Origin of the sequence: Streptomyces sp. NPDC003720 (assembly GCF_042875075.1) — a bacterium.
Lineage (GTDB): Bacteria > Actinomycetota > Actinomycetes > Streptomycetales > Streptomycetaceae > Streptomyces.
In genome coordinates, this window is sequence record NZ_JBIANZ010000009.1 from 102,397 (window position 1) to 121,037 (window position 18,641).

Annotated in this window: 22 protein-coding genes; 16 read left to right on the forward strand and 6 right to left on the reverse strand. The window is 73.5% G+C overall.

Annotated features, from left to right (window positions below; genetic code table 11):
- The first annotated feature begins 4 nt into the window (after nt 1-4).
- From ACFYU0_RS24805 to ACFYU0_RS24815, 3 genes are all read left to right on the forward strand, one after another.
- Nucleotides 5-1,018 (forward strand): ABC transporter ATP-binding protein, encoded by a 1,014-nt coding sequence (locus tag ACFYU0_RS24805; RefSeq protein ID WP_389304229.1) that lies wholly within the window; start codon nt 5-7, stop codon nt 1,016-1,018.
- 64 nt (nt 1,019-1,082) lie between these two features.
- Entirely contained in the window at nt 1,083-1,904 is an 822-nt protein-coding gene (locus ACFYU0_RS24810) for an ABC transporter permease (RefSeq protein WP_351670458.1), read from the forward strand.
- 34 nt (nt 1,905-1,938) lie between these two features.
- Nucleotides 1,939-2,571 (forward strand): AAA family ATPase, encoded by a 633-nt coding sequence (locus ACFYU0_RS24815; RefSeq protein WP_351670455.1) that lies wholly within the window; start codon nt 1,939-1,941, stop codon nt 2,569-2,571.
- Nucleotides 2,572-2,707: 136 nt separating this feature from the next.
- Here ACFYU0_RS24815 and ybaK read toward each other — a convergent pair whose 3' ends face one another.
- The 4 genes from ybaK to ACFYU0_RS24835 form a co-directional block, all read right to left on the reverse strand.
- Nucleotides 2,708-3,208, reverse strand: a complete 501-nt coding sequence (gene ybaK / locus ACFYU0_RS24820; protein WP_351670452.1) for a Cys-tRNA(Pro) deacylase — start codon at nt 3,206-3,208, stop codon at nt 2,708-2,710.
- Between the two features lie 29 nt (nt 3,209-3,237).
- Complete coding sequence (locus tag ACFYU0_RS24825) at nt 3,238-3,975, reverse strand: LON peptidase substrate-binding domain-containing protein (protein WP_351670449.1); 738 nt, start codon at nt 3,973-3,975, stop codon at nt 3,238-3,240.
- A gap of 11 nt (nt 3,976-3,986) precedes the next feature.
- Nucleotides 3,987-5,039 carry a hypothetical protein gene (locus ACFYU0_RS24830; RefSeq protein ID WP_389304232.1) on the reverse strand — a complete coding sequence of 351 codons (1,053 nt, stop codon included), beginning with the start codon at nt 5,037-5,039 and terminating at the stop codon, nt 3,987-3,989.
- 168 nt (nt 5,040-5,207) lie between these two features.
- Nucleotides 5,208-6,785 carry an oxidoreductase gene (locus ACFYU0_RS24835; RefSeq protein WP_351670443.1) on the reverse strand — a complete coding sequence of 526 codons (1,578 nt, stop codon included), beginning with the start codon at nt 6,783-6,785 and terminating at the stop codon, nt 5,208-5,210.
- Nucleotides 6,786-6,997: 212 nt separating this feature from the next.
- On the opposite strand from ACFYU0_RS24835, the gene hisD reads away from it, so the two are divergent.
- The 10 genes from hisD (at nt 6,998) to ACFYU0_RS24885 (ending at nt 14,700) form a co-directional block, all read left to right on the forward strand.
- Nucleotides 6,998-8,323, forward strand: a complete 1,326-nt coding sequence (gene hisD / locus ACFYU0_RS24840) for a histidinol dehydrogenase (protein ID WP_389304234.1) — start codon at nt 6,998-7,000, stop codon at nt 8,321-8,323.
- A complete protein-coding gene (locus ACFYU0_RS24845) occupies nt 8,320-9,426 on the forward strand; it encodes a histidinol-phosphate transaminase (RefSeq protein WP_351670437.1) in 1,107 nt (368 codons plus the stop codon). The genes hisD and ACFYU0_RS24845 overlap by 4 nt, the downstream gene beginning before the upstream one ends.
- On the forward strand, nt 9,423-10,016 hold the full coding sequence (gene hisB / locus ACFYU0_RS24850) for an imidazoleglycerol-phosphate dehydratase HisB (protein WP_143636382.1): 594 nt from the start codon (nt 9,423-9,425) through the stop codon (nt 10,014-10,016). Before ACFYU0_RS24845 ends, hisB begins: the two co-directional genes overlap by 4 nt.
- A gap of 4 nt (nt 10,017-10,020) precedes the next feature.
- A complete protein-coding gene (locus ACFYU0_RS24855; RefSeq protein ID WP_199210187.1) occupies nt 10,021-10,185 on the forward strand; it encodes a hypothetical protein in 165 nt (54 codons plus the stop codon).
- Complete coding sequence (gene hisH, locus ACFYU0_RS24860) at nt 10,176-10,820, forward strand: imidazole glycerol phosphate synthase subunit HisH (RefSeq protein ID WP_351670433.1); 645 nt, start codon at nt 10,176-10,178, stop codon at nt 10,818-10,820. Before ACFYU0_RS24855 ends, hisH begins: the two co-directional genes overlap by 10 nt.
- Nucleotides 10,821-10,823: 3 nt before the next feature.
- A complete protein-coding gene (priA, locus tag ACFYU0_RS24865; RefSeq protein WP_351670430.1) occupies nt 10,824-11,549 on the forward strand; it encodes a bifunctional 1-(5-phosphoribosyl)-5-((5-phosphoribosylamino)methylideneamino)imidazole-4-carboxamide isomerase/phosphoribosylanthranilate isomerase PriA in 726 nt (241 codons plus the stop codon).
- On the forward strand, nt 11,546-11,950 hold the full coding sequence (locus ACFYU0_RS24870; protein WP_351670427.1) for a RidA family protein: 405 nt from the start codon (nt 11,546-11,548) through the stop codon (nt 11,948-11,950). The genes priA and ACFYU0_RS24870 overlap by 4 nt, the downstream gene beginning before the upstream one ends.
- Entirely contained in the window at nt 11,947-12,702 is a 756-nt protein-coding gene (hisF, locus tag ACFYU0_RS24875; protein WP_389304238.1) for an imidazole glycerol phosphate synthase subunit HisF, read from the forward strand. Before ACFYU0_RS24870 ends, hisF begins: the two co-directional genes overlap by 4 nt.
- Before the next feature lie 144 nt (nt 12,703-12,846).
- Complete coding sequence (locus ACFYU0_RS24880; RefSeq protein ID WP_389304240.1) at nt 12,847-13,434, forward strand: helix-turn-helix domain-containing protein; 588 nt, start codon at nt 12,847-12,849, stop codon at nt 13,432-13,434.
- A gap of 12 nt (nt 13,435-13,446) precedes the next feature.
- Complete coding sequence (locus tag ACFYU0_RS24885) at nt 13,447-14,700, forward strand: MFS transporter (protein WP_389304241.1); 1,254 nt, start codon at nt 13,447-13,449, stop codon at nt 14,698-14,700.
- A 3-nt stretch (nt 14,701-14,703) separates the two neighbouring features.
- Here ACFYU0_RS24885 and ACFYU0_RS24890 read toward each other — a convergent pair whose 3' ends face one another.
- Entirely contained in the window at nt 14,704-15,102 is a 399-nt protein-coding gene (locus ACFYU0_RS24890; RefSeq protein ID WP_351670418.1) for a VOC family protein, read from the reverse strand.
- 52 nt (nt 15,103-15,154) lie between these two features.
- Nucleotides 15,155-15,790 carry a TIGR03085 family metal-binding protein gene (locus tag ACFYU0_RS24895; protein WP_351670415.1) on the reverse strand — a complete coding sequence of 212 codons (636 nt, stop codon included), beginning with the start codon at nt 15,788-15,790 and terminating at the stop codon, nt 15,155-15,157.
- Nucleotides 15,791-15,929: 139 nt separating this feature from the next.
- Here ACFYU0_RS24895 and hisI point away from each other — a divergent pair, with 139 nt between their 5' ends.
- The 3 genes from hisI to ACFYU0_RS24910 are packed head-to-tail and all read left to right on the forward strand — an operon-like array spanning nt 15,930 to nt 18,505.
- Entirely contained in the window at nt 15,930-16,325 is a 396-nt protein-coding gene (gene hisI / locus ACFYU0_RS24900) for a phosphoribosyl-AMP cyclohydrolase (RefSeq protein WP_389304244.1), read from the forward strand.
- Nucleotides 16,326-16,336: 11 nt separating this feature from the next.
- Nucleotides 16,337-17,815: an anthranilate synthase component I gene (locus tag ACFYU0_RS24905; RefSeq protein WP_389304246.1), complete on the forward strand. Its 1,479-nt coding sequence runs from the start codon at nt 16,337-16,339 to the stop codon at nt 17,813-17,815.
- Between the two features lie 51 nt (nt 17,816-17,866).
- Complete coding sequence (locus ACFYU0_RS24910; RefSeq protein WP_351670406.1) at nt 17,867-18,505, forward strand: TIGR02234 family membrane protein; 639 nt, start codon at nt 17,867-17,869, stop codon at nt 18,503-18,505.
- Nucleotides 18,506-18,641: the final 136 nt, after the last annotated feature.

Below are 18,641 nucleotides of genomic sequence, written 5' to 3' on the forward strand. Positions count from 1 at the left end.
ACTTGTGAGTACGCACGCGGCACAGGCACTTCGGTACGACGACGTCGTACGCGTGCGCGGGCTCACCAAGACCTATCCGCCCGTGAAGGGGTGGCGCGGGACGCCGGGCACGCCCGAGGTGCGGGCCACCGACGGGGTGGAACTCGAGGTGCGGCGCGGCGAGATCTTCGGGCTGCTCGGACCGAACGGCGCCGGCAAGTCGACCCTCGTGCGCCAGCTCACCGGGCTGCTGCGGCCGGACGCGGGCAGCGTCGAGATCCTCGGCCACGACATCGTCAGGCACCCCCGGCTGGCCTCCCGCATCCTCGCCTACCTGGGGCAGGAGTCCTCCGCCCTGGACGAGCTGACCGTCTCGCTCGCCGCCGAGACCACCGGCCGGCTGCGCGGACTGGACGCGGGACGGGCGCGCGCCGAGCGGGACGCCGTGCTCGACGAACTCGGACTCACCCCGATCGCGGGCCGCGCCCTGAAGAAGCTGTCCGGCGGCCAACGGCGGCTGGCCTGCTTCGCCGCGGCCCTCGTCGGCGAACGGCCGCTGCTCGTCCTCGACGAACCGACCACCGGCATGGACCCGGTGGCCCGGCGCGCGGTGTGGGCGGCCGTGGACCGCCGGCGGGCCGAACGCGGCACGACGGTGCTGCTGGTCACCCACAACGTCATCGAGGCGGAGACCGTGCTCGACCGGGTCGCCGTCCTGGACCAGGGCCGGGTCATCGCCTGCGACAGCCCCGCGGGCCTGAAGGAACAGGTCTCCGGCGAGGTACGGGTGGAGCTGGTGTGGCGGGAGCGGGCGCCGCTGGACGTGCCCGAGGTCGCCGGCCTGCGCGAGCGGGCCACCGAGTCCGGCCGGCGCTGGACGCTGCGGCTCGCACCCGAGGAGGCCCGGGCCGCGGTCGCCACGGTCACCGGCGGAGCCGCCTTCGCCGCCCTGGACGACTTCACGCTCGCCACGCCCAGCCTGGAGGACGTGTACCTGTCCCTGGGCGGGGCCGCCCGGCAGGGGCTGGTGAAGGCGTGAGCGCGCGGGCCGCGGAATGCGTACGGGTGTGCGCCAGGGCCGTAGGGAAGAGGAGCAGCGCGTCGTGAGTGTCGTACCCGCGGAGGTCCTGTCCGGCGGCGCCCGGGCCGTTCCGGACGCGGCCCCGGGCGCGGCCGAGCTCGGTCCGCCCGCGCGGCTGTGGCCGTCGCTGGTGGCCGTCTACCGGGCGCAGCTCTCCCGGGCCCGCGTGGCCCGTATCCCGCTGCTGTTCGTGGCGACCTTCCAGTCCGTCGGCATCACCGTGATGATGCGGGGCGTCGTGGACAGCGGCAGCGAGGCCCAGTCCGTGGTCGCGGGGTCCTCGGTGCTGGTCGTCGCCTACGTGGCGCTGAACCTGCTGTCGCAGTACTTCGGGCAGCTGCGGGCCAGCGGCGGGCTCGACCACTACGCCACGCTGCCGGTGCCGCCGGCGGCGGTGGTGCTGGGCGCGGCCGGGGCGTACGCCTCCTTCACCGTGCCGGGGACGCTGGTGACCGCCGTCTTCGGCTGCCTGCTGTTCGGGCTGCCGCTGGCCAACCTGTGGATCCTGCTGGCCGTGATCCCGCTCGCCGGGGCCGCGCTCGCCGGGCTCGGCGCCGCCTGCGGCCTGCTCGCCCCGCGGCCCGAGCTGGCCACGCTGCTCGGGCAGCTCGGCATGTCCGCGGCCCTGCTGCTGGGGGTGCTGCCCGCCGACCGGATGCCGGAGATCATCCGTCTCGCCCGGGACCTGCTGCCGTCGACCTACGGTGTGGAGGCATACGCGCGCACCTTCGGGGCACACCCCGACTGGGCCGTCGTCCTGGCTGATCTGGGGGTGTGCGCCGGTGTCGGAGTGGTCTCGCTGGCGGCGGCGGCCTGGGCGTACCGCAGGGCGGCCGTCCGGTGACGCGGCTCACGGCACGACCTGGCACGATGTCAGGGTGACCGCACCGCTGACTCCGCCTCCGCCGCCGCACGACGACTCCGCGCACCAGGTCCGGCAGGCCCCGCCCGCCGCGGCCCCGTTCGCGGGCATGTACGAACAGGACGGCCCCGGTATGAAGACCGAAGTGCGGGAGGCCGCGGTGGTCACCGTGGCGGTGACCCTGGGCGGGGTGCTGCTCGGGCTGCTGTGGTGGTGGCTGGCGCCGCACGTGCCGCTGATCGCTGACCAGGTCGACAAGAGCTGGGTCGTCTACATCAAGGACACCGAGGGCGAGCAGGCGGTCGGCGTGGACGGCACGTTCACGCTGCTGGGGCTGGCCTTCGGCCTGGTCAGCGCGGTCGTGGTGTTCCTATGGCGACGGCGTGGCGGCGTGCCGCTCGTGGTCGCGCTGGGCCTCGGCGGGCTGCTGGGCTCCCTGCTGGCGTGGCGGCTCGGCGTCTGGCTCGGCCCCGAGTCCGACGTCATAGCCCACGCCAAGGCGGTGGGCAAGGGCGTCACCTTCTCGGCCCCGCTGAAGCTGGGAGCGAAGGGCGCGTTGCTGGCCTGGCCCCTGGCCGCACTGCTGGTCCACCTGGGCCTCACGGCCCTGTTCGGCCCCCGGGACCCCGAAGAGGCGTACCCGGCCTGACACCCCTGGCTTGCGGCCCGACCTCTGTGAGTCGCGCCCGGCCTGATGCGCCGGAATGCATGAGCCGTGCCCGGCCCGATGCCGCCCGACCCTCGGCGCCCGCAACCGCCCGGCGTACCCGGGTCGCCCGGTCGGGTCAGTCGCGGCCGATCGGCGCCAGTACCGCTTCCGTGAGCGTGGCGAGGTCCGCCGGCGCGAGTTCGACCTCCAGCCCGCGGCGGCCCGCCGAGACGCAGATGGTGGCGTGGGCCCCGGCCGAGTCGTCCAGGACCGTGCGGAGTCTCTTGCGCTGGCCCAACGGGGAGATGCCGCCCCGGACGTAGCCGGTGGTGCGTTCGGCGAGGGCCGGGTCGGCCATGGCGGCCCGCTTGCCGCCCACTGCCGCCGCCAGCGCCTTCAGGTTCAGCGTGCCGGAGACGGGGACCACCGCCACGGTGAGCGTGCCGTCGACGTCGGCCACCAGGGTCTTGAAGACCCGGTCCGGGGAGACGCCCATCGCCTCCGCCGCCTCCTCGCCGTAAGAAGGGTGGGAGGGGTCGTGGTCGTAGGCGTGCACGGTGTGGTCCACGCCGGCCGCGGTCAGCGCCACGGTCGCGGGCGTGCCGCCGGACTGCTGCTTCTTGGACTTCTTCGCCATTCGGGGTGCCGGGCCTCGGTTCGGTTCGCTCAGTTCATGCTGGTCGGCGTCCGCGTCAGCTCGAACGCGGGCAGGGACGGCAGACTACGGATGATCGCCGCCTCCGAGCGAAGGAGTTTCAGCTCGTCCCGGAGGCGGGACGCGGTGTCCGGAGCCTGGAGCAGCCGCTGCTTCGTCGGCGTGTCCAGCACCATGGCGGCGGCCACCAGATAGGAGACCACCGAGGGGTCGTCGGGCAGCTCCGTGCCCGCCAGCGAGCGCTCACGGGCGCCCGCCAGGCGCTTCTGGTACTGGCGGAACGAGCGCAGGACGCCCTCGGCCAGCGCGCCCGCCTCGTCGCCGGGATCCTCGGTCAGCTCCTCCAGCTCCGCCGTCAGGAACGGACCCGAGGCCTCCACGGAGAGCAGCCGCACCCGGGTCGTCCCGGTCGCGAGCACCTCGAAGGTGCCGTTGTCGCGCTCCCGGATGGTCGCCGCGTCGGCCACGCAGCCCACGCCGTGGAACGACGCGAGGGGGTCCGGGCCGAAGCCCGCGGCCGGGCCCCGTTCGGGCTGCGCCGTCGGATCCGGCATGCCCGGAGCGCTCGGTGCCACCTCGTGGCCGTCGCGGATCGCCACCGCGGCGAACCGGCGCGGCTCGTCCTCGGGGGTCTTCAGGAGCTCGCGCATCATGGCGCGGTACCGCTCCTCGAAGATGTTCAGGGGCAGCACGAGCCCCGGGAACAACACCGAGTTCAGCGGGAACAGGGGCAGACGGACGGTGGTCACGGCGACCCAGCCTAATGGTCGGCGGCGGCAGCCCGGCCCCGGTGCCCGTCCAGCGGCCGCGGCGGCGTCCGCACCAGCCCCGCCGGGAAGGCGGGGGGAGTGGGTCCGAGGAGCCCCTCGCGCAGCCGGAGGAACTGGCCGAGCGGGTCGTCGGAGAAGCGGTCCCAGGGGAACGAGGTGGCGTACGGGCCGATCAGGCCGAGCTGGGCGCGGGCGTCCTCCCACCGGCCCAGCCGGACGAGCACGTACAGCAGCTTGTTGCGCATCGGGGCCGGCCCCGGGGTGGCGGACGGGAAACGGGCTGACAGCGACACCGCACGGTCGGCGGCCGCGTCCAGCCGCTCGCGCGGCACCTCGGGCCCGCAGTCGTCGGTCAGGTAGCCGAAGGCCGCCCGGGCCGGCAGCGCCTGGACCAGGGACCCGGCCGGGGCGTCCTGCGCGGCGAGGTCGGCGAAGTCGAAGCACTCGCGGTGCGAGCCGTGCCAGAAGGTCGCCAGATACCGCAGGGCAGCCACATGGCAGCCGTAGTGGTGCGGGGCGCGCCGGATCGCCGCCTCCCACAGCTCCTCGAAGTAGCGGTGCCCGGCCCGGGAGCCGCGCGCGTGGTCGAGGGCGATCCGCCAGGGCACCGGGTCGCGGTCGTCGGCCCGGGCGGCGGCCGTGATCAGCGGGCTCACCTCGCGCAGCAGCTCGGCGCGGGCCGGCGACGGCCAGGCGCGGTCCACCGCGAGCTGGGCCGCGACCAGTGCCGCGTCGGCGTCGGCCGGGGCGGCCGCGCGCCATGCGTCGAACCACTCGGGGCGGGAGCGGGCGAAGGCCGCGAGCCCCCTGGTGTAGCGGTCGCGGTCCTCCCACCGGCCGGCCGCGCGCGTGGTGGCGAGCAGGGCTGAGGCGGCGCCGTACTCGCCCCGGCCGGCCGCGACCAGGGCGGGCGAGAGGAGGTCGTCGGGCGCGTCGAGGACCGCCTCGAAGCCGCCTTGGGGCAGGGCGGCGGGGTACGAGGCACGTCGTGTCGTCCGGGTGGGGCGGAGGAACGCCGGCAGCAGAGCCATGGTGTCGACCATTGAAAGACCGCAGGTCGGCGAGCGCCAGAGGGTCTGGCCAAGTCACGAAAGGTTGTACGACATAAGGTCAAGGACGGGCAAAGGGTGACGGTTCAACTATTGTGATGTACCTGCCCCCGGGCTGTGGGCTGGGAGCTGTGAGAGCTGTGGGCCGTCGCCCGCCCGCCGTCAGCTCCGCCGCAGCAGCCGGGTGGCCCCCGCCGCCACGGTGGTCGCCAGTATCCAGCCCATGATGATCATCGCGGCGGACAGCCACTGCCAGCCGCCGCTGAGCTGCCACTGCCCGACCTGGCCCAGGTCGATCACCGGAAGCAGCAGGTCCAGCGTGAACAGGGCGGGACTCCAGGAGGGGTGCTCGCCCGGGTCCACCGGCGGATGCCCGGCGTGCGCGAAGGCGAGCGTGCCCGCCGCCCACAGCACCGCCATCCACACCGCCGCCCGGCCCGGCCGGTAGCCGTAGGCCACGGCCCAGTCCTGCACGAAGCCCCACACCTTGCCCGCCGGCGGCAGCGTCTCGCGGCGCCGGCGCTGCTTGGCCAGCAGCACCTCGCGGGCGTCCTCGTCCTCCCCGGCGGCGCGCAGCACCGAGGCCAGCCGCTCGTACGGCTCCGGGTTGTACTCGGCGGTCGCCGCGGCCACCCAGTCCAGCCGCCGGGTCAGCGGGAACGGACCGCGCGGGACCAGGCTCTCGTAGGCGAAGCCGCCCATGTGCAGGTTGCCCGGGCCCGGCCAGCTCCCCGCCCGGTCCACCAGGTTGACGACTCGCGCGCCGGACAGCTTCACCTGCCCGCGCTGCGGCCCCTCGCCGAGGAAGCGCAGCTCCGGCGTCTGCACCCGGCGCAGCGACAGGTCCTGGTCGTCGGTGAGGACGAACCGGGCCCGCTCCAGGTCCACGGCGTCCCCGAACCGGCCGTCGTCCAGCCGCACCCCGCCCTGGCACTCGAAGCGCTGGATCCGCGTCCCGCGCGCGGGCGTCGTCCCGCTCAGCAGCGGATTGCCCACCCCCGCCGGGGTCAGGTACAGGGTGCGCTCCACCGTCAGCTGGGGCGCGTTCAGGGCGAGGCGGGCGTACGGATTGGCCAGTTTCGCCCCCCGCAGGCTCAGCGAGCCCCCGACCTGGGCGCCGCGCAGGCTCAGCTCGCCGTGCGACTCCAGCAGTTCCGCCTGCAGGTCCTGGCCGACGCTCATGCCGTCCGCGGCGATGGAGCGGCCGCTGCGGTCGGGGTGCACGACCGCCTGGTTCAGCAGCAGGTCGGTCCCGATGTGCGCGTCGGTGAGCCGCACCCCGTTCTGGAAGCGGCAGCGCGGCAGGTGCAGGTCGCCCTCGGTGGTGACCCGGGCCGCCTCCAGCCGGGGCAGCGCGCAGTTCACCATGCGGACGGTCGTGAACCGGGCCTCGGGCAGCAGGACCTGGTCGTCGAAGCGGCAGTCGCGCATCTCCACGTACGGCGTGACCGTGCCGCCCGCCAGCTCCAGCGTGCCGGTGATCCGCACACCGGCCAGCTTCAGCGCGGACACCCGCCCCGCGAGCGCGGGCGGTCCGTCCAGCAGCAGCCAGCAGACGGCGCGCGCCCTGACACTCCGCTCCGGGCCCCAGGGATGCCCGCCGTGCGGATCGTCCACCACCGGGTCCCCGCTGCTCAGGTCGTACGTGCTGCCGTTGCGGAAGGCCTGCCACATGCCGGCCTCGGTCGCCGTCAGGTCCTCCGGCAGATCTCCGGCGTCGCCGCCGGCCCCCTCGGTCACCGCTCCTGCCTTCTTCCCGCGCTACTCGCGTTCCGTCCGCCTCGTACACCCGTTCATGCCCGCTGGGTGACGCCCGGCACACCAGGCGTGCCGGCCTTTCCGGGGTGATACCCCTCAGGCAGCCCCGTGATCTTCCACGTTCCGGCCACGTTCTGTATCAGCCATTGATACGCGCGGACGGTCACGGACGCGGGTCTGAGAGAATTGAGTACGTGATCTCCCGAATCGATCTGCGCGGCGACGCCCTCCCCGAGGGCCCCGCCCTGCGCGACCTGCTGCCCCGAGCCGACTTCGACGTCTCGGCCGCCCTGGAGAAGGTGCGTCCGATCTGCGAGGCCGTGCATCATCGTGGCGACGCGGCGCTGATCGACTTCGCCGAGAAGTTCGACGGGGTACGGCTGGAGTCCGTGCGGGTCCCGGCCCAGGCGCTGACCGACGCGCTCGCGGCCCTCGACCCGGCCGTACGCGCCGCCCTGGAGGAGTCCATCCGCCGGGCCCGCCTGGTCCACCGCGCACAGCGCCGCACGACGCACACGACCGAGGTCGTGCCCGGCGGCTCCGTGACCGAGAAGTGGGTCCCGGTCGACCGCGTCGGGCTGTACGCGCCCGGCGGCCGGTCGGTCTACCCCTCGTCCGTGATCATGAACGTGGTGCCGGCGCAGGAGGCCGGGGTCGAGTCGATCGCGCTCGCCTCCCCGGCGCAGGCCGACTTCGGCGGACTGCCGCACCCGACGATCCTCGCCGCGTGCGAGCTGCTCGGCGTGGACGAGGTGTACGCGGCCGGCGGCGCCACCGCCGTCGCGATGTTCGCCCACGGCACCGAGTCCTGCCCGCCCGCCGACATGGTCACCGGCCCCGGCAACATCTGGGTGGCCGCGGCCAAGCGCTACTTCACCGGGAAGATCGGCATCGACGCCGAGGCCGGCCCGACCGAGATCGCGATCCTCGCGGACGACACGGCCGACCCGGTGCACGTCGCCTCGGACCTGATCAGCCAGGCCGAGCACGACCCGCTCGCGGCGGCCGTGCTGGTCACCGACTCCACCGAGCTGGCCGACGCGGTGGAGAAGGAGCTGGAGCCGCAGGTGGCGGCGACCAGGCACATCGAGGACCGGATCCGCCCGGCCCTGGCCGGCAGGCAGTCCGCGATCGTGCTCGTGGACGGCGTCGAGGAGGGCCTGAAGGTGGTCGACGCCTACGGCGCCGAGCACCTGGAGATCCAGACCGCCGACGCCCCCGCGGTCGCCGACCGGGTCAGGAACGCCGGCGCGATCTTCATCGGCCCCTGGGCGCCCGTCTCGCTCGGCGACTACGCCGCCGGGTCCAACCACGTCCTGCCCACCGGCGGCTGCGCCTGCCACTCCTCGGGCCTGTCCGTCCAGTCCTTCCTGCGCGGCATCCACATCGTCGACTACACGAAGGACGCGCTGGCCGAGGTCGCGCACCACGTGGTCACGCTGGCGGAGGCGGAGGACCTGCCCGCGCACGGCGCGGCGATCAAGGCACGGTTCGGCTGGAAGGTACCGACGAGCAAGTGACCGGCATCGACGATCTGCCCGTACGGGACGAGCTGCGGGGCAAGACCCCCTACGGAGCGCCCCAGCTCGACGTCCCCGTACGGCTGAACACCAACGAGAACCCCTACCCGCTGCCCGAGCCGCTGGTCGAGCGGATCGTGGAGCGGGTCCGGGAGGCCGCCCGCGACCTGAACCGCTATCCCGACCGGGACGCGGTCCAGCTCCGCACCGAGCTGGCCAAGTACCTGACGAAGACCGGCAAGTACCCGCTCGGCATCGAGAACGTCTGGGCGGCCAACGGCTCCAACGAGGTCATCCAGCAACTGCTGCAGACCTTCGGCGGACCCGGCCGCACGGCCATCGGCTTCGAGCCGTCGTACTCCATGCACGCGCTCATCGCACGCGGCACGGGCACCGGCTGGATCTCCGGGCCCCGCGGCGAGGACTTCGGGATCGACCTCGACGCCGCCCGGCGCGCGATCGCCGAGCACCGGCCCGACGTCGTGTTCGTCACCACCCCCAACAACCCCACCGGCAACGCCGTTCCGCCCGAGACGGTCCTCGGGCTGTACGAGGCGGCCCAGGCGGCCAGGCCGTCCATGGTGATCGTGGACGAGGCCTACATCGAGTTCAGCCACGGCGAGTCGTTGCTGCCGCTGTTGGAGGGCCGGCCCAACCTGGTCGTCTCGCGCACCATGTCGAAGGCGTTCGGCGCCGCGGGACTGCGCCTCGGCTACCTCGCCGCCGACCCGGCGGTCGTCGACGCGGTACAGCTCGTCCGGCTGCCGTACCACCTCTCGGCGATCACCCAGGCGACCGCCCTGGCGGCCCTCGAGCACACCGACACCCTGCTGGGCTACGTCGAGCAGCTCAAGTCCGAGCGGGACCGGCTCGTCGCCGAACTGCGCTCGATCGGCTTCGAGGTGATCGGGTCCGACGCGAACTTCGTGCAGTTCGGCCGGTTCGACAGCGCCCACGAGGCCTGGCGGAAGATCCTCGACCGGGGCGTGCTGGTCCGGGACAACGGAGTACCGGGGTGGCTGCGGGTGTCCGCCGGCACCCCGGAGGAGAACGACGCGTTTCTCGACGCCGTCCGTGAGTTGCAGAAGGAGACCCAGTCATGAGCCGCGTCGGACGCGTGGAGCGCACCACCAAGGAGACCTCGGTACTGGTCGAGATCGACCTCGACGGCACCGGCAGGACGGACATCGCCACCGGGGTCGGCTTCTACGACCACATGCTCGACCAGCTCGGCCGGCACGGTCTGTTCGACCTGACCGTGAAGACCGACGGCGACCTGCACATCGACTCCCACCACACCATCGAGGACACCGCCCTCGCGCTCGGCGCCGCCTTCAGGCAGGCGCTCGGCGACAAGGTGGGCATCTACCGCTTCGGCAACTGCACGGTCCCGCTGGACGAGTCCCTCGCCCAGGTCACCGTCGACCTGTCCGGCCGCCCCTACCTCGTGCACACCGAGCCCGAGAACATGGCGCCGATGATCGGCGAGTACGACACCACGATGACCCGGCACATCCTGGAGTCCTTCGTCGCCCAGGCGCAGGTCGCCCTGCACGTGCACGTGCCCTACGGCCGCAACGCCCACCACATCGTGGAGTGCCAGTTCAAGGCGCTCGCCCGGGCGCTCCGCTACGCCTCCGAACGCGACCCGCGCGCGGCCGGCATCCTCCCCTCGACGAAGGGCGCGCTGTAACCCCATGACCGGTCTGTCCACCGTCCTGATCGTCGTCGGCCTCTTCCTGGTCGGCGGCATCATCTCCTTCGCCAAGCAGAAGATGCCCACCAGCCTCATCGTGCTGCTCTCGATCGGTGCCGCGATGTGCCTGGTCGCGGGCGTCATGCGGCTGGAGGTGTGGAATTGAGCGGCAAGAGGGTCGTCGTCTTCGACTACGGCTTCGGCAACGTCCGCTCCGCCGAGCGAGCCCTCGCGCGCGTGGGAGCCGACGTCGAGATCACCCGCGACTTCGACAAGGCGATGAACGCCGACGGCCTGCTGGTGCCGGGCGTCGGCGCGTTCGCCGCCTGCATGGACGGCCTGCGCGCGGCCCGCGGTGACTGGGTCGTCGACCGCCGGCTGTCCGGCGGCCGGCCGGTGATGGGCATCTGCGTCGGCATGCAGATCCTCTTCGCGCGCGGCATCGAGCACGGCGTGGAGGCCGAGGGCCTCGACGAGTGGCCCGGCACGGTCGCGCCGCTCGAGGCCGACGTCGTGCCCCACATGGGCTGGAACACGGTCGACGCGCCGGAGGACTCCGAGCTGTTCGCGGGCCTCGACGCGGACGCCCGCTACTACTTCGTGCACTCCTACGCCGTCCACGACTGGGCCCTGGAGACGCACAACCCGCTGATCGCGGCCCCCAAGGTCACCTGGTCGACGCACGGCAGGCCCTTCGTGGCGGCCGTGGAGAACGGCGCCCTGTGGGCCACCCAGTTCCACCCCGAGAAGTCCGGCGACGCCGGCGCCCAGCTCCTCACCAACTGGATCGGAACCCTGTAGACCATGGCCAAGCTCGAACTCCTCCCCGCCGTCGACGTCCGCGACGGCCAGGCCGTGCGCCTCGTGCACGGCGAGTCCGGGACCGAGACCTCCTACGGCTCCCCGCTGGAGGCCGCCCTCGCCTGGCAGCGCTCCGGCGCCGAGTGGCTGCACCTGGTCGACCTCGACGCCGCCTTCGGCACCGGCGACAACCGCGAGCTGATCGCCGAGGTCGCCAGGGCCATGGACATCAAGGTGGAGCTGTCCGGCGGCATCCGCGACGACGACACCCTCGCCGCCGCCCTCGCCACCGGCTGCACCCGCGTCAACCTCGGCACGGCCGCCCTGGAGACCCCGGAGTGGGTCGCCAAGGTCATCGCCGAGCACGGCGACAAGATCGCGGTCGGTCTGGACGTGCGCGGCACGACCCTGCGCGGCCGCGGCTGGACCCGGGACGGCGGCGACCTCTACGAGACGCTGGCGCGCCTCGACAAGGAGGGCTGCGCCCGCTACGTCGTCACCGACATCGCCAAGGACGGCACCCTGCAGGGCCCGAACCTGGAGCTGCTGAGGAACGTCTGCGCCGCCACCGACCGCCCGGTCGTGGCCTCCGGCGGCGTGTCGTCCCTGGACGACCTCCGCGCCATCGCCGAGCTGGTACCCCTCGGTGTCGAGGGTTCCATCGTCGGCAAGGCCCTGTACGCGAAGGCGTTCACCCTGGAAGAGGCACTGGAGGCAGTGGCGTCATGACATCCGAGGCCGTACGGCGCGTGCAGAGCGGAAGTCCCTGGGAAGAGAGCTTCGGATTCGCGCGCGCCGTCGCGGCGGGTGACCGGGTGCTGGTGGCCGGCACGACGTCCTTCAAGGGCACCGTGCTGTACGGGGAGGGCGACCCCTACGAACAGGCCAAGGTGGCCTTCACCAGCGCCCTCGAGGCGATCGGTGAGTTCGGCCTCGGCATCGGGTCCGTGCTGCGCACCCGGATGTACCTGACCCATGTGCGGGACGTGGACGCGGCGGGCCGCGCCCACAAGGAGCTCTTCGACTCCGTCCGCCCTGCCTCGACCCTGCTGGTCGTGCAGGGCTTCGTCGACCCGCGCATCCTGGTCGAAGTGGAACTAGAGGCATTCAGAGGAGACGTGACCTCATGACCCTGGCGGTCCGAGTCATCCCCTGCCTGGACGTGGACAACGGCCGGGTCGTCAAGGGCGTCAACTTCCAGAACCTGCGCGACGCGGGCGACCCCGTCGAGATGGCCAAGGTGTACGACGCCGAGGGCGCGGACGAGTTGACCTTCCTGGACATCACCGCGTCCTCGGGCGACCGGGAGACGACCTACGACGTGGTGCGGCGCACCGCGGAGCAGGTCTTCATCCCGCTCACGGTCGGCGGCGGCGTCCGCACCGCCGAGGACGTCGACCGGCTGCTGCGGGCCGGCGCCGACAAGGTGGGCGTGAACACCGCCGCCATCGCCCGCCCCGAGCTGATCCGGGAGATCGCGGAGCGGTTCGGCCGGCAGGTCCTGGTGCTGTCGGTGGACGCGCGCCGCACCGAGGGCGGCGCCTTCGAGGTGACGACCCACGGCGGCCGCAAGGGCACCGGCATCGACGCCGTCGAGTGGGCCCACCGCGCGGCCGACCTGGGCGCCGGGGAGATCCTGCTCAACTCCATGGACGCCGACGGCACCAAGGACGGCTACGACCTGGAGATGATCGCGGCCGTCCGCAAGCACGTCACCGTCCCCGTGATCGCCTCCGGCGGCGCGGGCCGGCTGGCGGACTTCCCGCCGGCCGTCGACGCGGGCGCGGACGCGGTTCTGGCCGCCTCCGTCTTCCACTTCGGCGACCTGCGCATCGGCGAGGTCAAGCAGACCCTGCGGGAGGCGGGCCACCCCGTGCGGTGACACCGTCCCACAGCTGCCGGCCCCGGCCGCCCGACCAGGGCGGCCGGGGCCTTCTCAGGTCCGGACGTCCTCGCCGCAAGATGCGAAAGGAAAGTTGCGCAACATCTGTTGTGCAATTTTTCTTTCGCATCTAGGGTTGGAGGCATGACAGCCAAGGGAAGCCGTCCCATCACGGACGTGGGGACGCTCAAAGCGCTCGCCCACCCGCTGCGGATGAAGCTGTACCGAGCCCTGTGCGTGGCCGACAAGGCGACCGCCTCGCACCTCGCCGACCAGGTCGACGAGGCCGTGTCGCTGGTCAGCTACCACCTGCGCAAACTCGCCGAGCACGGCCTCGTCGAGGAGGCCCGGCCGCAGAGCGCGGACGGCCGGGAACGCTGGTGGCAGCCGTCCTCCGAGGGCGTGAGCATCCGGGACCAGGACTTCCGGGACGCCCCCGAGAAGGCGGCCGCGCATCTCGCGGCGACCCGGCTCTTCCACGACCAGCGCACCGACCTCTACCGCCGCTACCTCGACGAGCGGCCCACGTGGAGCGCCGAGTGGAACACGGCCGCGGCCGACAGCGAGTCCCTGCTCCGCCTCACCGCACCCGAACTGCGCGCGCTGAAGGACGAGATGCTCGCCCTGATCCGCAGGTACGACGAGCTGGGCCGGTCCGCCGAAGCCGAGGGCGGCACCGAAGGGCGCGAGCACGTCGCGCTGCACGTGTACGGATTCCCGTTCCGCGTCTGAGAAGGGCCCGACGTGACCGACACCCTCATGGCCCCGGCGACCGCCGCCGAGGACCGCGCCGCCCACCGCGACCCCAACGTGCTGCGCTGGCTCGGCGCCTACACCGCCTCCATGCTCGGCGACAGCGTCTACTACATCGCCCTGTCCTGGGCCGCCGTCCAGGCCGGCACCCCCACCGAGGCCGGCGTCGTGATGTCCGTCAGCGCACTGCCCAGGGCCGTGCTGATGCTCGGCGGGGGAGTGCTCGCCGACCGGCTCGGCCCGCGCCGCGTCGTCATCGGCAGCGACGCCGTGCGCTGCGCGGCCGTCCTGGCGGTGGCCGCCCTGCTGTTCCTCACCGGTCCGGGACTGTGGCCGCTCGCGCTGCTGGCCCTGCTCTTCGGCACCGTCGACGCCGTCTTCATGCCGGCCGTGGGCGCCCTCCCGGCCAGGATCACCGGCAAGGGGCAGCTCGCCCGCGTGCAGGGCATGCGCGGCCTCGCCATCCGCTGCGCGGGCGTGGCCGGCGCCCCGCTCGGCGGGCTCGGCGTGGCCCTGGGCGGCGCACCGGCCGCCTTCGCCCTCGCCGGGCTGCTGATCGCCGTCTCCGTGCCGCTGCTGATCTCCGTGCGCCTGCTCCCCCTGCCCGGCGACGACAGGCCCGGCGCCCCGCGCACCACCGCCTGGGCCGACCTGGCCGGCGGCCTGCGCTACATCCGCGGCCACCGCGTCCTCGCCCCGCTCATGCTCGCCATCGCCCTCGGCGACTTCGGCTTCGTCGGCCCGCTCAACGTCGGCCTGACCCTGCTCGCCGACCGGCGCGGCTGGGGCGCCGCCGGCATGGGCTGGGTGCTCGCCGGATTCGGCGCCGGAGCGGGCGCCGCCTCGCTGCTGCTCGCCGTCCGGGGCCGGGTGCCGCGCGCCGGGCTGGTCGCCGCCTGGGCGATCCTCGCCGGCTCCGTCGCCATCGGCACCCTGGCCTACGTGCCCCGGCTCGTCGGCGCCGTCGGCGTCGCCCTGCTCATCGGGCTGCTCGCCGGGCTCAGCGGAGTGCTGTGCGGGGCCCTGCTGCAGACCCTGTCCGACCCCGCCTACCTCGGCCGGGTGACCGCCGTCGCCAGTGTGGTCAGCCTCGGCCTCGCCCCGCTGAGCATGCCCTTCGCGGCCGCCGCCGTCGGGGCCTTCGGCCTCGGCCCGGTGTTCGTGACCAGCGCGGCCGTCTGCGGGCTCGGCGGGGTGGTCGCCCTGTGCGTCCCCGGGCTCCGCCGCGCCGAACTTCCCCGCTGACGCTCACACCCCCGGCTGGGTGAGCTGCACCAGGTTGCCGACCGAGTCGTCGAACACCGCCGCGAGCACCGGGCCCTGCCTCCGCGGGGGATGCGGGAAGCGCACACCCAGCCCGCGCAGCCGCTCGTACTCCGCCGGCAGGTCGTCCACGGAGAAGACGATGCACGGGATGCCCGCCTCGTACAGCGCCGTGCGGTACGGCTCCGCGATCGGGCCCTGCCCGGGCTCCAGCAGCAACTGGAGATCCGGCTGGGCCCCCTCGCGCGCCCCCACCGTGACGAACGGCGTGGCGTCGCCCGGATCCAGGTGCTGCCGGGTCTCGAACCCGAGGACCTCCGTGTAGAACGCGTGCGCCTTCGCCACGTCGTCCACGAACACGCTGGTCATCGCGACCTTGATCATGCGGCGCCTCCCGGCTGCCCGGTCCCGGCGGCCCGGTCTCCCGGAACCCCGGTCAGAAGCCGAGCTGCTTCGACTCGTGCAGGGTGGCGATCGCGTTCTCGTCGCCGTCCAGCTCCACCTTCGCCTCGTTCTGCCGGCCGAAGGCGAACATCAGCAGCTCCGAGGGCTCACCGGTCACCGTCACCACCGGAGTGCCCCGGTGCGCCACCGCCGTCTGGCCGTCCGGGCGGCGCAGCACCAGACCGGTCGGCACACCCCGGCCCAGCAGCCGGGCGGTGCGCTCCAGACGCGACCACAGCGCGTCCTGGAACACCGTGTCCAGCTCGCGCGGGCCCCAGTCCGGCTGGGCCCGGCGGACGTCCTCGGTGTGCACGTAGAACTCGACCGTGTTGGCGGCCTCGTCGACCTGCTTGAGCTGGAACGGCGAGAAGCGCGGCGGACCGGTCCTGATGAGCTGGATCAGCTCCTCGTACGGCTTCGCGGCGTACTCGCCCAGCACCTTCTCCAGCCGGGAGGCCAGCGGCTTGATCAGCGCTCCGCCCGCCGCGTCCGGGCGGCGCTCGCGCACCACCACGTGCGCGGCCAGGTCCCGGGTCCGCCAGCCCTCGCAGAGGGTGGGGGCGTCCGGCCCGACGGTTTCCAAGAGGTCGGCGAGCAGGAGCCGTTCACGCTTGGCGAAGGTCGACATGGAGTCAGCCTACGACTCCGTAACCGGTCCGCCCACCCGTCACCCGGCCACCCGGACCAGTCCCGGGTGGCGTCCACCCGGTGCCCATCCCCTGGACAGGAACCCGGAAGCGGCCGGCCCACGCGGCACAATGGCACCCATGACCAGCACTCTCGACCCCGAGATCGCCGCGCGCCTGAAGCGCAGCGCCGACGGACTCCTCCCGGCCATCGCCCAGCAGTACGACACCGGCGAGGTGCTCATGCTCGGCTGGATGGACGACGAGGCGCTGCACCGCACCCTGACCACCGGCCGCTGCACCTACTGGTCGCGCAGCCGCCAGGAGTACTGGGTCAAGGGAGACACCTCCGGCCACGTCCAGTGGGTGAAGTCCGTCGCCCTGGACTGCGACGCCGACACCGTGCTCGTCAAGGTGGACCAGGTCGGCGCCGCCTGCCACACCGGCGCCCGCACCTGCTTCGACGAGGACGTCCTGTTCCAGGACGACCCCGGCGCGAGCGTCCCGCGGGGCCGCGCGGCGTCCGCCGGTCAGTAAGGTCTGCCGCCATGGACCTCGAGACCTTCCGCAAGCTCGCCGCCGACCGGCGTGTCATCCCGGTCACCCGCAAGCTCCTCGCCGACGGCGACACCCCGGTCGCGCTCTACCGCAAGCTCGCCGCCGAACGCCCCGGCACCTTTCTGCTGGAGTCGGCGGAGAACGGGCGCTCCTGGTCCCGCTACTCCTTCGTCGGCGTGCGCTCCGCGGCCACCCTCACCACCCGGGACGGCGAGGCGCACTGGCTCGGCACGCCGCCCGTCGGCGTCCCCGTCGAGGGCGATCCGCTCGCCGTCCTGCGCGCCACCGTCCAGACCCTGCACACCCCGCCGCAGGAGGGCATGCCGCCCTTCACCGGCGGCATGGTCGGCTACCTCGGCTACGACATCGTCCGCCGGCTGGAGAAGATCGGCCCCGGCGAGGTCGACGACCTCGGGCTGCCCGAGCTGACCATGCTCCTCACCAGCGACCTCGCCGTCATGGACCACTGGGAGGGGTCGGTCCTGCTGATCGCCAATGCGATCAACCACAACGACCTCGAGACCGGCGTGGACGAGGCGTACGCCGACGCGGTGGCCCGCCTCGACGCCATGGAGGCCGACCTCGGCCGCGCGGTCGCCCAGCCCCCGGCCGTGCTGCCGCCCTCCGAGCTGCCCGAGTACACCGCCCGCTGGGGCGGCCCCGACTTCCGCCGGGCCGTCGAGGACGTCAAGGAGCGCATCCGCGCGGGCGAGGCCTTCCAGGTCGTGCCGTCGCAGCGCTTCGAGACCCCGTGCACGGCGAGCGCGCTGGACGTCTACCGCGTGCTCAGGGCCACCAACCCCTCGCCGTACATGTACCTGTTCCGCTTCGACGGGTTCGACGTCGTCGGCTCGTCCCCCGAGGCGCTGGTGAAGGTCGAGGACGGGCGCGCGATGGTCCACCCCATCGCCGGCACCCGGCACCGCGGCGCCACCCCGCAGGAGGACCAGGCCCTCGCCGACGAACTGCTCGCCGACCCCAAGGAACGCGCCGAGCATCTGATGCTCGTCGACCTCGGCCGCAACGACCTCGGCCGGGTCTGCGAGCCCGGTTCGGTGGAGGTCGTCGACTTCATGTCCATCGAGCGCTACTCGCACGTCATGCACATCGTCTCCACGGTCACCGGCCGGGTCGCCGAGGGCCGTACCGCCTTCGACGTGCTGACCGCGTGCTTCCCCGCGGGCACCCTCTCCGGCGCCCCCAAGCCCCGCGCCATGCAGATCATCGACGAGCTCGAACCGTCCCGGCGCGGCCTGTACGGCGGCTGCGTCGGCTACCTCGACTTCGCCGGCGACTCCGACACCGCCATCGCCATCCGTACCGCCCTGCTCCGGGACGGCACCGCGTACGTGCAGGCGGGCGCGGGCATCGTCGCCGACTCCGACCCGGCCGCCGAGGACCAGGAGTGCCGCAACAAGGCCGCCGCCGTGCTGCGGGCGGTGCACACGGCCAACCGGCTGGGCGGCTAGCACGGCCCGTGCCGAACCCCGGGTGACGGTTCACCCGGGGTTCAGGCGATAGTGGAGTACGTGACTGCCGTACCTCAACCCCGTTCCGAAGCCGCCGCACCCAGCCGGTCCGGCCGGCGGAGCCTCGCCGTGGCCCTGCTGTGCGGTGCGCTCGGCGCGGCCGTGACCCTGCTCGCGACCCGGCAGCGCTGGTCGGAGGGCACCGCCACGGTGGCCGGCGGCGCGTTCCCGCTGACCGCGAAGGGCAGCGACGTCACGGGCGTCCCCGCGGCCCTCGCCATAGTGGGCCTGGCCGCGCTCGTCGCCGTCTTCGCCGTCCGCCGGGCCGGCCGCCTCGCCGTCGCCGCGCTGCTCGCGCTCAGCGGCGCCGGCATCGTCGCCGCCGCGTTCACCGGCGCCTCCGACGGCTCCGCGCTGGACGAGAAGGCCGCCGAGACCACCGGCGACACCTCGGCCGCGGTGACCGCACTCACGCACACCGGCTGGCCCTGGGTGGCCGCCGCAGGCGGCGTCCTGATCCTGCTCGCCGGACTGCTGGCGCTGCGCTACGGCACCCTGTGGCCCGCCATGTCCGGCCGCTACGAGCGCGGCTCGGAACGCCCGCGCCGCAAGGCGGCGCCCGCCGACCCCGACCGCCCCGAGGAGATCTGGAAGGCCCTCGACCGCGGCGAGGACCCCACCGGCGCCTGAGGCCGCGCCCGCCGCCCCCGCCGGATGTGGCGAACCAGACGCCACCCCCGCGTCCGGCACGCGTGTGCGTACGGGACAATGGAGTAAGAGCGCCCGGCACGGACGGTGACGCGCTCGGAACCGTACGGACACGTAC